This window comes from Geothrix sp. SG200, assembly GCF_022808935.1.
Taxonomy (GTDB): domain Bacteria; phylum Acidobacteriota; class Holophagae; order Holophagales; family Holophagaceae; genus Geothrix; species Geothrix alkalitolerans.
The window spans coordinates 175,506-191,111 of sequence record NZ_JAKZFR010000003.1 but is presented as its reverse complement, the minus strand read 5'-3'; the positions used below and the strand labels follow the sequence as shown (position 1 = coordinate 191,111).

Here is a 15,606-nt window from a genome sequence, read left to right as displayed (position 1 = left end):
ACAATCCCCTGAATCAAAGAAGACTGGGCAAGCCTGTATTCTAAAATTGGACTTGTATATGGTCTTTTTTGGTTTCCTTAGCGCCAATTTTCCGGTGCCCCTCCGCCCGGGCGGGAACACCTGGGGGCCGGAGGTAACATGATCGCCATGCCTCCCATCCGTCACATCGCGCTGCTGGTGCCCGCTGGAGGCGGGTACAGCCGGGGCATTTGCCGTGGGGTGGCCACCTATGCCCTGGAACGGGACGACCTGCTGATCTTCCCCTACGAGCGCGCCGAGTTCATGCGCCTGCCGTCCTGGCTGAAGAAGGGGAACATCGATGGGGTCATCGGCTTCATCACCACGCCCGACCTGGGCCGCCAGATCACCGCCCTGGGCGTGCCCCTCGTGGATGTGCAGGGGGAAGGAAACTGCCCCGGCTCCCCAGTGCTCGACACCGACCCCAACGTGGTGGCCCACATGGCGGTCGACTTCTTCCTCCAAGCGGGGTTCATCCATCTTGCGTTCTGCGGCTACCCGGGACTCTTCTTCTCCGACCGGCGTTCGGACGCGTTCTCTGCGATCCTCCAGCGGCGGGGCCGCAGCCCGCATGTCTACCAGCCCTCCACCAAGGTATCCGCCAGCATCAAGGCCCAGTTCAAGGAGCGGCGGGGACTCGAGTACGAGCCCGAGCTCGCGGCCTGGCTGGCCCAGCTTCCCAAGCCCGTGGCCATCCTGGCCTGCAACGACAGCCGGGGCCAGCAGATCATCACCGCCTGCCGGGACCAGGGCATCGCCATGCCGGCGGAGGTCTGCGTCATCGGCGTGGACAACGACGACATCCTCTGCCGCCTCTGCCGCCCGACCCTGACCAGCATCGCCCCTGATACCGAGGGCATCGGGCAACGGGCCGCCGACATGCTCATGCGCCTGCTGGACGGCGAGGTGATCGAACCCAAGCTGTACTACCATCCCCCCCTCCGGGTGGTGGAGCGCCAGTCCACCGACATCACCACCGCCGAACACCCAGTCGTGGTGGCCGCATCCCGGGTCATCCGCGACCGGGCCTGCCAGGGCATCTCGGTCGAGCAGGTCTGCGAACTGTCGGGGTGCTCCCGTTCGACCCTCGACAGCCTCTTCAAGAAGCACCTGGGTCGCCCCGTGGCGGGCGAGGTGCTGCGGGTGCGCCTCAACCGGGGTCAGCGCCTGTTGGAGAACACCAGCCTCTCGGTCGAGGAGGTGGGCCGGGCCTGCGGGTTCACGTCGGCCACCTACTTCTGCCGGTTCTTCAAGCGGGAGACAGGGGTCACGCCCGCCCTCTACCGGTCCCGGGTCTTCAAGCGTTGAAAACGGACCGCAGAAAACTAAAAAAGACTATTTAATCGCCTCTTTTTGTGACCTCATGCTGGGGCCTGTCGGTTCCAACGGAGGTTCCATGAAGCCCATGCACCTGCTCTCCATGGCCGCGGTGCTCCTTCTCCTGGGCTGTGGCGGCAGTTCCACGCCCCAGGTGGCGGGCCCGCCCCCATCCGGCGGCACCTGGGTGCTGAGCTGGAGCGACGAGTTCAACGGCGCCGATGGCAGCGCCCCCGACCCCACCAAGTGGACCTACGACCTGGGCGCCGGAGGCTGGGGGAACGGCGAGCTGGAGTCCTACACCAATCGTTCTCAGAACGTGGTGGTCCAGGGAGGGAACCTGGTGATCACCGCCCTGAAGGAGAACTACACAGGCGGCGATGGGATCCCCAGCAGCTACACGTCGGCCCGGCTCAAGACCCAGGGCCTCTTCTCCCAGTCGAGCGGCCGGTTCGAGGCGCGCATCAAGATCCCCTCGGGGCGCGGGATCTGGCCGGCCTTCTGGCTACTCGGCACCGACATCAGCTCCAACGGCTGGCCCACCTGTGGCGAGATCGACATCATGGAGAGCATCGGCTCCCAGCCGTCCTGGATCTACGGCACCATCCACGGCCCCGGCTACAGCGGCGCCTCGGGCCTCAGCACTGGCAGCCAGCTGGGAACCGGGACCTACGCGGATGCCTTCCACACCTATGCGGTCGAGTGGGAGGGCACCCAGATCCGGTTCTACGTGGACAATTTCCTGTACGTCACCCGCACTCCGGCGGACCTTCCGAAGAACGGAGCGCTCTGGGTGTTCGACCATCCGTTCTTCATCCTGCTGAACGTCGCGGTGGGGGGCAACTGGCCCGGTTCCCCGGACAGCAGCACGGTCTTCCCCCAGCAGATGCTGGTGGACTACGTGCGCGTCTACCGCCGCTCCTAGGACGGGCCGCCCTCAGCCCGCGGGCCTCCCATCCGGAGGATGTCCATGCCGCGTCTCCTCGCGCTCCTGCTCGCCCTCGCCTGCCTGCCCTGGACATCCGCCCGGGCCTCCAGTCCACCCCGAATCGAGCTCAAGGACGGGTGGTACTACCTGGACGGCCGCCGATGGCTGATCAACGCCCTGGGATATGAGTCCGGGGCGAGACCAGGGGAAACCCCCTACGGGACCGCCACCCGCGACCTGGGCCAGGTGGCGCGGGATCTGGCGCGGATCAAGGCGGCGGGCTTCAACGGCATCCGCACCTGGTCCCAGATGTCCGAGGCCGAGCTCAAGGTGGTTCAGGCCTCCGGCCTCAAGATGGTGTTCGGGATCTGGCTCAAGCCTGATGAGGATTTCTCAGACGCGGCCGTGGTGGCCAGGGACCTGGCCCTCATCCAGCGCGTGGTGGCCTACACCAGGAAGTACGACTGCGTGATCACCTACCTGATCATGAACGAGCCCATGCCCGAGCACCTCCGCAAGGTGGGGGCCGGCGCCACGCGCGACCTCTGGCGGAAGGCCATCGAGCTCATCCACCGGCTGCACCCGGGCGTGCCTGTGACCATCTCCGGCAACACGGCCATCACCGAGTGGCTGGACATGAACCTCTTCGACGTGTACGGCCGGAATGCCTACGACTACAAGGACGGTGCCAACTTCACCGTGGGCTTCGCGCAGGCTCAGCGCGCCATCACCGAGGCCCTTGGCGGTTCCAGGCCTGTTCTCCTGACCGAATTCGGCCGCTCCGTATCGCGCCGGGGGGGCGGCCTTTACGGCGGCAACACCCTGCAGGAGCAGGCGGAGGCCCTGGTGCGGAACACGCGGGACTTGCTGGACGCGGGGGTCACCGGGCTGTGCCCGTTCTACTACGCGGACGGCTGGTGGAAGGCCGGCGAACCCGGGATCCACAACGACGAGGCGGAGGAGTGGTTCGGCCTCCTGGGCTTCGCCAGCCTGGCCGACGAGGAGGGGCTCCCGCGGCCCGCCTGGCACGCCATCCGCCAGTACAACCAAGCCCTGGTGACCTCTCCCAAGAACCAGACCTTCTACCGCAACGAGGTGCCCATCGAGGCGTTCTGCCAGCCTTCCGTGAGGCGCCTCCGGGTGATCCACGAGGACCGGGTGATCCTGGAGCTGACTCCCGACCGCCACGGGCATGCGGAAGGCCGCGTCTCATTCGCGGGCCAGCCCCTCCTGGATCGTGAGCTGGTGCTGGAGGCCCGGGACGGGAGGGGACGGGTGCTCAAGGTCGAGACCCTGATGGTGCTGACGGGCCCGGAACCCCTCCAGTGGCCCACTCTGGAGCTCGCGACGCCTGTCACCAACCTCGAGGGGGTCCGGAACCTTCCCGTGACCTTTCGGGTGCGCCAGCAGGGACCGTTCACCCTCGGTTCGGAACTCCGGGTCGCCTACGCCTTCCACAAGGGCTGGGACCGGGCGGAGGCCCGCGTCCACCCGCTGGCTCCGGGGCGGTCCGAGCAGACGATCCCGGACGAATGCACCCTGCCTGACGGCTGTCCCATGGTGGCCATCTACGCGGGAGTCGATCTGCGATTCGGACGGTTCGTACGCACCCTTGGCGCCCAGCGCTTCCTCTATCCCGGGACCTGGGCCGACCCCATCCGGATCGGTGGCGGAACCCCGTAAACTTCGCCTCCGAAAAATCAAAAAAGACCATTGATCCACCAATTTTTTGAGAACAGCCTGGGAGCACTTTTCGCGATGGCTCCGCCTTTCGGCCTGGCTTGCGGCTGAACGTGCCACAGATTCCCAACACATGTTTCCCGTTCCCGTTCGGCCTTCAGCCGAACCCGACAGAAGGAGAGCACATGAAGACCGATCGCACTCGGAGCATGCTCCTGGCTGGATCGCTCCTGGCCGTAGCCGCCTTCACCGCCCTCTCGGTGGGATGTTCCAGCAAGTCCAAGAGCCCGGCCCCGGCGCCCACGCCGGCCGACACGACCCCTCCCACTGTCACCCTCAGCGGCACCAGCGCCTCCGCGGTTTCTGCCCCCATCACAGTGACTTTCACCTTCAGTGAGTCCGTGGGCACGAGCTTCACCCTGGGCGATGTGGTCGTCACCAACGGCACGGCCGCGACCTCTCTGGTCCGAGTCGATCCCACCCACTACACCCTCCTCGTGAGCCCCACGCCCGACAGCAGCGGCACCATGGACATCAGCGTCCCAGCCGGCTCCTTCAGCGACCTGGCCGGGAACCTCAACACGGCCGCCACCGCCACCTCCCAGGCCTTCAACACGGTGAGCGTGCCGGTCCAGTACGCCGTGCTGGACTTCAACACCGCCGGGCTCACCTACAAGGCCACGGACTTCGGCGGGACCGTGTCCACCTTCCCCGCCTCCGCCCCTCCGGCAGGCGGGCCGTCCACACCGGTGCTGCAGGTCAACAAGACCGCGGGCTCGCAGTTCTGGGCCGGCACCACCCTTTCGGTGGGCTACCTGGACTCGGTGGGCGCCATTCCCTTCTCCAGCCTCCACACCAAGCTGACCGCCGTGGTCTATGCTCCCGTCGCCGGCGCGAGCATCAAGCTCAAGGTCGAGGATGCGAGCAACGGCGGGCACTCCGTGGAGAGCGACGCCACCGCCACGCTCGGCTGGCAGACCCTCACCTTCGACATGGCCCTCCCGTCCGCCGGCACCAATCCCCTCGACTTCAGCTACACCTACAACAAGGTGTCTCTGTTCCCCAACTTCGGGGATGTACCGGGCTCCGACCAGGTCTTCTTCGTGGGGCCCGTCTGCTTCCTGGGCACCTCGCAGCCCTCCGCCCCGCCCCTGGCCTCACCGGTGGCCGTGGCACCCACGGACGCGCCGACCGCCCCCACCCAGCCCGCAGCCCAGGTCCTCTCCCTCTACAACAGCAGCGCCACCTACACCAACGTCCCGGTGGACAACTGGAACCCGAACTGGGGTCAGGGCGGTTCGATCACGGACACCACCATCAACGGGATGACGCTCAAGCTGATGAACCTCGTGAACTACCAGGGCGTGGCCATCTCCTCCAACGGCGGGGATCCCGGCGGCACCGGCGTGCTGAACATCACTGGCAGGAACATCCTGCATCTCAGCTACTGGACCGCCGACGGCACCAACCTCCAGATCTTCCCCATCAACGCCTCCGCGGAGTACGGCATCGACGCCGGCACCCTCACCCAGGGCGGCTGGACCGACCTGGACATCGCCATCGACCAGCCCGGCTTCGACCTCACCACGATCCGCCAGCTCAAGTTCGTGGCCTCGGCACCTGGCCAATTCTACCTGGACAACATCTACTTCCACGCCCCAACCGTCCCCACCACCCTGCCGCCCGCACCCAGCCTGGCCGCCGCCAGCGTCATCTCCCTCCTGAACAGCAGCGGCACCTATACCAACATCGCCGTGGGCGACTGGAATCCCAACTGGGGCCAAGGTGGATCCATCTCGGACGCCACCGTCGCCGGCAAGACCATCAAGCTGATGAACCTCGTGAACTACCAGGGCATCAACGTCTCCCCCACGGGAGGCGTGGCCGGCGCCCTCGACATCACCGGAAAGAACACGCTCCACATCAGTTACTGGACCCCCGACGGCGCCAGCATCAACGTCTACCCCATCAACGCCGCGACGGAGTACGCCATCCCCTCGGGGCCGCTCACCCAGGGCGCCTGGGCGGACCTGGAAATCCCCATCACCCAGAGCGGCTTTGACCTCACCACGATCCGGCAGCTCAAGTTCGACACCACCTCCGGCGGGCGCTTCTACCTGGACAACATCTATTTCCATTGAGCAAGGCCGGGCCCTGTGAATGCCCCCTGCACGCCGTTCTGGAGGCACCCTCCAGGACGGCGTGTGGGTTTAACCCCTCAGGCCGCGCCGCCCCTGGCCATGGCCGCCGCATCCCAAGGGCGCCTCCCCGGCGGGCATTGATGAAAGGAGCAGGCGGCATGCCCTCCTCCAGGTTCCTCCTCCTGTTGGCCTTCGGTGCGGCCTCGGCCAGCCTGCTGGTGGCCGGGACGCCCCGCCCCGCCACCGAACAACCCGCGCCCCTCGGCCCCAGGCTGGCTGAGTTCGTCCAGACCAGTGCGGCGGGTGACCGCTTCCGGCAGATGCCCCGCTTGAAGTTCACCAAGGGCAGTCCCTCCAGGGGTGTCACCGTCACCGTGGATCCTTCCGTCCAGCGCCAGACCCTCGAGGGCATCGGCGGCGGCCTGACGGAGTCCTCGGCTTACGTCCTGGCTCACCTGGCGAAGCCGGCCAGGGGCCGCATCCTCGACCGGTTCTTCGGCCCCACCGGTGCCCGCTTCACCATGGCTCGCACCCACATCGGCGCCTGCGACTTCTGCCTGACGGGCCGCTATTCCTACGACGATGTGCCCGAAGACTCAGCCCTGGAACACTTCAGCATCGCCCCCGACCAACGGGGGTTCAGAGAGGCCAGGGATCCCGAGTACGCCCTTCTTCCACTCATCAAGGACGCCCTGGCCCGGAACCCCGGCCTGAAGGTGGTGGCAAGTCCATGGACCGCGCCCGCCTGGATGAAGGACAACCGCGATTGGTACGGACAGGGCCGTGGCGGAACCCTGCTTCCCGAACACTGGGATACCTTCGCCCGCTACATGGTGAAGTACCTTCAGGCCTATCGCGCCGAAGGCGTGCCCATCTGGGGAGTCACGCCGGAGAATGAGCCGGTGGGCAACGGCGGTCAGTGGGAGAGCATGGAATTCACTGCCGAGGGCCTGCGCGACTACATCAAGCTCCATCTGGGGCCTCAGTTCGCGAAGCATGGGCTTGCCGGGGTGAAGCTCATCCAGTTCGACCACAACCGCGACGCCAACGCCCTCCGGTTCAGCGAGGCGGTGCTGGGCGATCCGTCCGCCGCCGCCTTTGTCTGGGGCACCGGCCTCCACTGGTACAGCACCACCAACAGCGTCCGGACGGAACTCCTGGATCACCTCCGGGCCAGCTACCCCACCAAGGCCCTGCTCCACACGGAAGGGTGCATCGATGCCATCGGCACCGAGGACAGCTCACCCGGCGGTGCCTTCCGGGGCTGGAAGAACGAGGCCTGGTGGTGGGGGGCTTCCGCCACGGACTGGGGCTTCTACTGGGCGCCACCGGAGGAGCGGCCTGCCCACCCGAGGTACTCCCCGGTACATCGCTACGCCCTGGACCTGCTGGAAGGGCTGAACCACGGCTTCGTGGGGTGGATCGACTGGAACATCGTGCTGGACCGCCGCGGCGGTCCGAACCACGTGAACAACTTCTGCGCAGCGCCGATCATGGTGGATACGACCAGCGGCGAGACCCACGTCACCCCCCTCTACTACGTGCTGGCGCACTTCAGCCGCTACCTCCAGCCTGGGGACCGGGTGGTGCGGGTTTCAACCTCCCCGCAGGGCCCTGATTCCGAGGGCCTCCACGCCACCGCCGCCCTCCGCCAGGACGGGAGGCACCTGATCGTCATCGCCTACAACCCGACTCCACGCGCCATCATCTACACCCTCCAGGTGGGCATCCTCCGGGCTCCCGTGGTGATTCCTGGTCAGGCGCTGCAATCCTTTTGCATCTCCATGGACCACTTGAGGCGGGGAACGATGGAAGTTCGTTGACGCTCCCCCCACATGATCAGCCACCGATTCCGGGGATTTGGATCTATTGAATCATCGCGGTCTTTGGCATTCCGGGGAACCAGCAGCCAATCGGAGGGCATCCGCATGCATCCGGTTCCCATCCATGACTACCAGCCGTGTATTGCGTAGATCCCCAACGGCCTTGAGGGTCCCCTTGGATTAACACCAGATCCGCAGCCGTCCTGCCCTGAATGAATCCAGTCTTCCGGCCAGCTCCAACAAGGCGAACTGAAACAGTTGTGGCCGATGCGAAAGCCTCCGCGGGAGTGAAGCCAGTCTGCGCATAGAGCTCAAGCTCACGAATCAGCTCAAGACCTCTGCCTTCTGTACCGGCCACCATCGGAATCCCGGCCTTGTGCATGGCCCGACCAATGTGACCAGGTTGTCGAAACTGCATTCTGCCGGGGTCAAGCCCTTCGGGATGCATCGCTTGAGGTGTGGGTACTGGTGCACTCATCCAGCAGCATCAGCTACTCAGCTACGAGAACCCGGCTGGGAGATATCTTTCAGCACGAAGCTAAGGTGGATTAAGCCTTCGGGTCAGGCATTTCACTTTATCTCACCACTACACCAAGAAAGCTCGCTCTCAATTTGAATAATAATTCAGTTTATGATGTTTATGCACAACCAGACAGCTTATGCTTCCGACTTTGCACGATCGGACAAATTTTGGTTCCAACACCGGATCTGTTCGGTCGATTTTTGACCCTCAAAAGGGGGTGAAATCGGCTCCATGTGGACAGATTATGCTTCCTGGATCGGACAGTTTTTCATTCACGACACACCTTTTTTAGGTGGAATGGATGATGTGTAAATCTGGTGCCTCGACTGGTGATGGCTGTAAATTTAATGGAACCCATCTCAGGACACTTCCAGGAATGAGCAGGCCTATCGCTCTGGACGCGATCATGCAAAGGTTGGACCCCAACTCTTCCCCGCTTGAATCCATCTGTGGTCTTCCCGCAATCCGGTGCCTGCGGCGGCGGTTTTCATTCAGGTGCCCCATGGACTCGAACCATTCCCTCGCGTGGCGTCAGATCGCAGGTGCGGTGCTGCTTGCAGGTCTCATCTCCTGCGGCGGTGGCGGTGGCTCGGCACCCGCCGGAAGCACCTCGGGCGGAGGGGACACGCCCCCTCCCCCGCCCCAACCCCTTGCGGCCCCCGTAGCGGTCTATCCGATCCCGCACCCGTACAAGGGGGCAAGCTGGAACGACACCGTCGTTCCCTCCACGTGGGAGCTGGCGGCCGGCAGCGGGCAGCTCTTCTTCATCAACAATGGCAGTGTCCAGACCTTCAACCCCGCGACCGGCGAAACGCCCTTCGGGCCCAGGACCACCGGCCGCTGGCTGGTCTACGAGAAGGGTCTGTGGGCCGTCGGAGGGGGAACCTGGCCCATGGCGGAAACGCTCGTGAACGGCGCCATGGTCCAAGTGCCGCTCGGGGGGTACTACGGCTGGGCCAACTCCACGGCGTCCGATGGGCGGGGCAACCTCTACGTCGTGGCCGAAGGTCACCGTGGACAAACCACCGATCCGGCGGTCGCGGCGATGGGGGCCAACCTCCTCAAGGTCAATGTGGACACCCATGCCGTCACCCCCATGCTGTTCCGTCCATGGGGTCCGGATGACGAGGCCCGGAGCGTGGCCTTCCCCTACTCCGGATTGGTAGTGGATCCGGCGCGCAACGCCGCCTGGATTTTGAGCTACTTCCACCACGACATCACTCGGATCGATCTGAACACCGGGGGGGTCACGCGTTATGCGGATGCCAGGCTAAATGAGTCCACCCAGCTCCTCCTGGATGCCCAGGGCGGCGTCGTGTTCGATCACACCTCCGGCTTAGTCCGCTTGTCACCCACGGGCGAGTTCAGCCAGCGGGTCTGGCCGAGCGATTTCTCTCCCTACCGAGGGCCCAATGGAGCCCAGCGGCTCATGGCGCTCGACGACAAGGGCAGGATCTGGGTGGCAGGGTACGGTGGGAGGCTGGTGTGCTTCCCAGAATCAGGAACCGCCAAGCTCTACAGCTTCAGCTACACCGCGGGCGGCGGCGAAGGGTGGGTCTATCCGGGAACCCTGGTCTGGTCACAGGGCCGGCTGTGGCTCTCGAACAACAACTATTCCTGGGACGCCGTCGGGAACCTGCTCGAATTCCAGGTCCCTCCCGAGGGCAGTCGGGATCTGCCGTCCGCCCCCGCGATCCTCACTCAGCCTCAGGATCAGAGGGTGGGCCAGTACCGGGCCGCCCAGCTGAGCCTGGAGGCCTCCGGCAACGGCACGCTGACCTACCAGTGGGCCCGGAACGGCGTGCCCATCCCATGGGCCACCACCCGGAATCTCGATGTCTCCTTCATGACCGAGGCCGAAGCCGGGAACTACGTCTGCCAGGTGACCAACGCCCTGTACGGTCAGGAGCAGTCGGGTGTCACCCGATCCGCTGTCCTCGGGCTGATTCCCGACCCGGTCATCGGAGGCTTCTCGGCCTCTTCGTCCATCACCCGTGCCGGGCAGCCCGTGTCGCTGTCACCCTGGTTTTCCGGAGGCACCGGGCGGGTGGATCCCGGCGGGTGGACGGTCACCTCGGGGATTCCTCTGGCCGTGGCGCCTTCCGCCACCACCACCTACCGGCTGAGCGTCGCAAATGACCTCGGGGTGACCCTGGCGGCGGAAACCACCGTCTCCGTGGAGGATCCAGGCACCGCGATCTCAGCGTTCAGCGCGGTGCCTCCGGTGGTGGATTTCGGCCAGACCACCTCCCTGGCCTGGCTCACGCAGTGGCCTTTGACCGGCTTGACGCTTCAGGATGACCTGGGCCTGGCGGGGCCGCTGGATGTCCTGGGCCGTTCAGCCTTGCAGCAAGTCCCCACGCGACGACAGTCCTTCTTGTTGACCGCGGAGACCGGCGGCGCCAAGGCCACGGCTTCCGTGAGCACCGCCGCGCGCGGGCTGGACGGCCTCGCGGGTTGGCCGGGTGGGCAGGGTGCGCTGGATGGCAAGGGCAGTGAAGCCCGCATGAGCCATCCAGGGCCCATGACCGTGCGGGCCGACGGAACCCTGATCTTCGCCGAAGAATTCGACCCGGTCATCCGGCAGGTCACTCCAGACGGTCAGGTAACGACGCTGTGCGGGGGCTACGGCGCGGTGGGCGACGCGGATGGGCCGGCGGCCTCCGCCCGGTTCTCCAAGGTGGCAGGACTGGCGCTCACCCAGAACGGCCTGCTGTACATCCTGGATGAAGTTCCGGTTCCCGGCACCCTCCAGGGGCAGGTCAAGCTGAAGCAGATGGATGCTTCCGGTCAGGTCACCACCCTTCAGATCCTGGGTGTCTGCGGATCGGGCGGACGGGGCGACATGACCTTCGACCTCACAGGCAACCTCCTGGTTCCCCTTCAAGACTCGAACCAGGTGCTCCGGGTCTCGCCATCCGGCGTGGTTTCCGTGGCGGCCTCCGGGGTGACCTACCCGAGGGCCCTCGGGGTCAAGCCGGATGGCCGGTTGATCGTCCTGAGCGGCATGGGCTGGCTGTATGAGGTTGGCACCGATGGGGTGGCCATCGAACGGTGGCCCACGATCGCTCCCGGAGACCCTCAGTCCGGCAAGCCTTTCGGCGCCCTGATGGGGCTGGCCGCCTCGGCCGCGGGCGACGTGTACCTCGCCTGCTCGACCGGCGTCTACACGCTGGATGAGGCATTCCAAGCACGCTCTCTGGCCCAGAGCCAGGGCAGCGTCTATGGGAGCGGGTACTACACGAGTGTCACGGTGACGCCGCAGGGCGACCTCTGGGCGTCCCATGAGGGGATGGGCGCCGAGCTGGTCAGGATCTCCCCGGGTTCGGCCCCCGTGTCGCTGGCCGGGCTCATCCGCCCCTACCCTGATCAGGCCGACCCTGTGGCCCCGGATGTCTTTGCCACGCCGTCTGGACTTGCACTCGGTCCCAACCGGACGGTATTCGTGGCGGACGGATGGTTGGGGAAAGTCCGCCAAGTGACACGGTCGGGCCAGTCCACGGACGTCCCCCTCGGAACGATGGTGTCCGGTCTCTACAAAGCGCCGATCTACTGTGACACCGCCGGAAGACTCTACTTCAGCAGCCTGAATGACCTCCGGCGGTTCGACCCGGCCACGGGCCTCACCACGGCGATCACCCATTTCTCCCTGATGAGTGGCATCCGGGATGGCGGACTTCAAGACGCGAGGACCGGAGAGATCCGGGGCATCGTGGGGGATCGGCAGGGGACCCTCTACTTCCTGGACACCGTCTCGGAGGGGGACTACACCATCGCGGAACTGTATGTCCGGAAGGTCACCCCGGGCGGCATGGTGGTGACCCTCGCCGGCGGCCGCTACGGCCATGTGGATGGCACAGGCTCCTCCGCGCGATTCAAGGCGCTGCGCGGGATCACCCTCCATCCCAGCGGCGACCTGATCATCGTGGATCAGGGGAGCCATGCCATCCGGAGAATGACGCCCGAGGGTGTGGTGTCCACGGTCGCCGGGGGTGCGGGGGCAGGTTGGGTCGATGGGCCGGCCTCCGAGGCCCGCTTCCGTTCGCCCGGTGGCGTGGCGGTGGATTCGAAGGGAAACATATTCGTCGCGGACACCGAAAACGCGGCCATCCGCCTGGTCACGCCGGACGGCCAAGTGAGCACCCTGCTCGGGAATCCGTCCCAGCCGGGGACGCGGGCCGGTTCCCCCGCACATGCCGGCCTGTACCGCCCCCAGGACATTGTCGTGAACGCCGACGGCGATCTGTTGGTCACGGATTCAGGTCAGGTGCTCCAGTTCACCGCTCCCCTGGGGCCTTGACGCAACCCCGCGGCCATCCGGCTGGGCCCCGGTCACAAGGCTGTGCAGCCTCATCGTCAACAACCGCCCCGCCACCTACCGGCGGTTCAGTCTCCCGGCCCCAGCCCCTCCGCCTGCTCCCGCAGCCGCGCCACATCCTTGGTGGGCGCATGGCCGAAGTATCGCCCGTACTCCCGGGCGAACTGGGAGGGGCTCTGGTAGCCCACGCGGCGACCGGCGGTGCCCGCGTCCAGGCGGGCGAGCAGCATGAGGCGCCGCGCCTCCTGGAGGCGGATGGCCTTCTGGTACTGCAGGGGGCTCATGGCGGTGACGGCCTTGAAGTGCTGGTGGAAGGAGGAGGGGCTCATGTGCACCAGGGTGGCCAGACGCTCCACGTCCAGGGGCTGGTCGAAGTGGGCGCGGACCCAGGACACGGCCTTGGCGACGCGGTGGAGCTGGCTCTCCTCCTGGCCGATCAGGGCCACCCGGGGCCCCAGCGGGCTCCGCAGGAGCCGGATGAGGATCTCGTCGAGGACGAGGGGGGCCAGGAGGTCCGCCTCGTCCGGCCGGGAGGCCAGCTCCATCAGCCGCACCACCGCGTTGATCACCGGCACGTCCAGCTGATCCACGCAGACCGCCCGGCCCTCGCCCCGACGGGGCAGGCCGAGGGGGTAGACCTTGGCCGTCAGGTCGGCGATCCGCGCCGGATCCAGGTCGATCCGGAGGCCAAGGTAGGGCGCGTCCAGGCTGGCTTGCGTGACCTGGGCCGACACGGGGACATCCACGGAATAGACCAGCACCCGCGAGGCGTCGTACTCGTAGAGCTCCTGCCCCAGCAGCACCCGCTTCGCGCCCTGGGCCACCAGGCAGAGCGCCGGCCTCTGCACGGCGTGGTGGAAGTCCGCGTGGGCCCGGGAGGCCCGGGAGACATGCACCCCCGGAAGCCGCAGCTCGAAGGTGCCGTCGTAGGGGGCGAGCGCCTTCAGCAGATCCGCGAGCCGGGCCAGGTCCGGCCGAAGGGGCTCCGGTTCGAGGCTGTCGGAGGAGGGTGGCTTTGGGAGGCGGGCCATGGACCATTGTCTCCTTTCAGGCCAATCCGGAGGCGGGCAGGACCTCATTCAGGGCCTGCAGGGCATTGAGGGTCCTCGGGTAGCCGAGGTAGGGCAGCAGCTGCGTGATGACGCCCAGCAGGGTGGCCCGATCGTTGCCGACCTGGAGGTTGCCCCGGATGTGCCCCTTCACCTGGGCCTCGCAGCCGCGCTGCGCGAGCAACATCGAGAAGGTGAGCAGCTCCCTCAGGCGCAGGTCCAATCCCGTTCGGGTGTAGTAGTCCCCGAAGCAATTGGCGGAGAGGTGATCCTGAATGTGGCGCTGATCGACCGGCGCGGCCTCGCGCATGCGGTCGATCGCCTCGCCGAAGATCGCCTTCTGCAGCGCCACCCCACGTTCCATCCGCGTCTCCCGCGTGGTCGTGGACTGGCCTTCCAGCGGCAGCTGCACCCCGGCGCCCGCGAGGATCTCGTTGGTGGCGTGGAGGAAGTCGAAGACCACGGCGATGCCGCAGTACGGCACCGCCTGGTAGACGATCTCCTTCACCTCAGCCGGCGTCACCCCCACGGTCAGGGCGGCCCGGAGCATGATCTTGTATTCCCCTAGCGCCTGTCCCGCGATCAAGGCCGCCAGGATGACCATCAGGCGGGTCCGGTCGTCCAGGTGGACCTGGGCATCCACCTCGTCGAAGGCGAAGCCGTCGAACAGCTCGATGAATTCCGGATCCGTGACCTTCAGCGTGGATACGTGGCCCGGAAACCAGCGCGCGTGGTTCCGCTCAGCGGCTTCTGAAAGGGCCATCACATCCTCCTTGTCCGCAGGGATGCCAGTCGCAGGCCCATCAGCGGCCCACCAGCTTCTGCAGGTGCTCCGGGTACCGGGCGCCCTGGAGCTCGACCTGGGAGGCGGCGCTCTCGATGGCCTTCAGGTCTTCAGCCTTGAGTTCGAGGGCGGCGCCCCCCAGGTTCTCCTCCAGCCGATGCAGCTTGGTCGTGCCCGGAATCGGTACGATCCAGGGCTTCTGGGCCAGCAGCCAGGCGAGGGCGAGCTGGGCCGGGGTCACTCCCTTCGCGGTCGCCAGGGCCTTCAACACCTCCACCAGGGCGAGGTTCGCCTTGCGCGCTTCCGGCGTGAACCGCGGAACGATGCTGCGGAAGTCCGTGGGATCGAAGGTGGTGGTCTCGTCGATCTTGCCCGTGAGGAAGCCCTTGCCGAGGGGGCTGAAGGGCACGAAGCCGATGCCCAGTGCTTCCAGCGTGGGGATGATCTCCGCTTCCGGCTCCCGCCAGAACAAGGAGTACTCGCTCTGGAGGGCGGTCACGGGCTGCACAGCGTGGGCCTTGCGGATGGTGGCGGCGCCGGCTTCGGAGAGGCCGAAGTGCCGGACCTTGCCCTCCTGGATGAGCTCCTTGACCGTGCCGGCCACGTCCTCGATGGGCACCTCGGGGTCCACGCGGTGCTGGTAGAAGAGGTCAATGGCGTCGACGCGCAGGCGCTTCAGGGAGGCCTCGGCCACGGCCCGGATGCGCTCGGGCCGGCTGTTCAGGCCGCCTGGGTTCTGGCCCGTGACCTGGTCGATGGCGAAGCCGAACTTGGTGGCGATGGCCACCCGGCCCTTGAAGGGGGCCAGGGCCTCCCCCACCAGTTCCTCGTTGATCCAGGGTCCGTAGACCTCGGCCGTGTCGAAGAAGGTGACGCCGCGCTCCACGGCGGCCCGGATGAGGGCGATGCCTTCCTGCTTGTCGACGGCGGGGCCGAGGCCGAAGCTCAGGCCCATGCAGCCCAGGCCGAGGGCGGAGACATTCAGGCCGCTGGTGCCGAGTGTTCGCATCTTCATGTGAATTCTC

General features: G+C 66.4%; 9 protein-coding genes. 6 read left to right on the top strand and 3 right to left on the bottom strand.

The genetic code is table 11. The features are described from left to right. Positions 1-138: 138 nt before the first annotated feature. From ML539_RS08675 to ML539_RS08650, 6 genes are all read left to right on the top strand, one after another. The gene (locus ML539_RS08675) at positions 139-1,326 is read left to right on the top strand and encodes a XylR family transcriptional regulator (RefSeq protein ID WP_243322583.1); all 1,188 of its coding nucleotides are present in this window, start codon (positions 139-141) and stop codon (positions 1,324-1,326) included. An 88-nt stretch (positions 1,327-1,414) separates the two neighbouring features. Next, complete coding sequence (locus ML539_RS08670) at positions 1,415-2,260, top strand: glycoside hydrolase family 16 protein (protein WP_243322580.1); 846 nt, start codon at positions 1,415-1,417, stop codon at positions 2,258-2,260. Positions 2,261-2,305: 45 nt separating this feature from the next. Continuing rightward, a complete protein-coding gene (locus ML539_RS08665) occupies positions 2,306-3,946 on the top strand; it encodes a hypothetical protein (protein WP_243322578.1) in 1,641 nt (546 codons plus the stop codon). 182 nt (positions 3,947-4,128) lie between these two features. Then, a complete protein-coding gene (locus ML539_RS08660) occupies positions 4,129-6,084 on the top strand; it encodes an Ig-like domain-containing protein (protein WP_243322576.1) in 1,956 nt (651 codons plus the stop codon). A 158-nt stretch (positions 6,085-6,242) separates the two neighbouring features. Next, the gene (locus tag ML539_RS08655) at positions 6,243-7,907 is read left to right on the top strand and encodes a hypothetical protein (RefSeq protein WP_243322575.1); all 1,665 of its coding nucleotides are present in this window, start codon (positions 6,243-6,245) and stop codon (positions 7,905-7,907) included. Positions 7,908-8,932: 1,025 nt separating this feature from the next. Beyond that, positions 8,933-12,730 carry a hypothetical protein gene (locus ML539_RS08650; protein ID WP_243322573.1) on the top strand — a complete coding sequence of 1,266 codons (3,798 nt, stop codon included), beginning with the start codon at positions 8,933-8,935 and terminating at the stop codon, positions 12,728-12,730. A gap of 86 nt (positions 12,731-12,816) precedes the next feature. Here the strand turns inward: ML539_RS08650 and ML539_RS08645 are convergent, their stop codons facing one another. From ML539_RS08645 to ML539_RS08635, 3 genes are read right to left on the bottom strand one after another with little or no spacing between them, the layout of a single operon-like run. Continuing rightward, positions 12,817-13,779: an AraC family transcriptional regulator gene (locus ML539_RS08645; RefSeq protein ID WP_243322572.1), complete on the bottom strand. Its 963-nt coding sequence runs from the start codon at positions 13,777-13,779 to the stop codon at positions 12,817-12,819. 16 nt (positions 13,780-13,795) lie between these two features. After that, entirely contained in the window at positions 13,796-14,560 is a 765-nt protein-coding gene (locus ML539_RS08640; protein WP_243322570.1) for a carboxymuconolactone decarboxylase family protein, read from the bottom strand. Positions 14,561-14,600: 40 nt separating this feature from the next. Next, positions 14,601-15,596, bottom strand: a complete 996-nt coding sequence (locus tag ML539_RS08635; RefSeq protein WP_243322569.1) for an aldo/keto reductase — start codon at positions 15,594-15,596, stop codon at positions 14,601-14,603. Between the last annotated feature and the right edge of the window lie 10 nt (positions 15,597-15,606).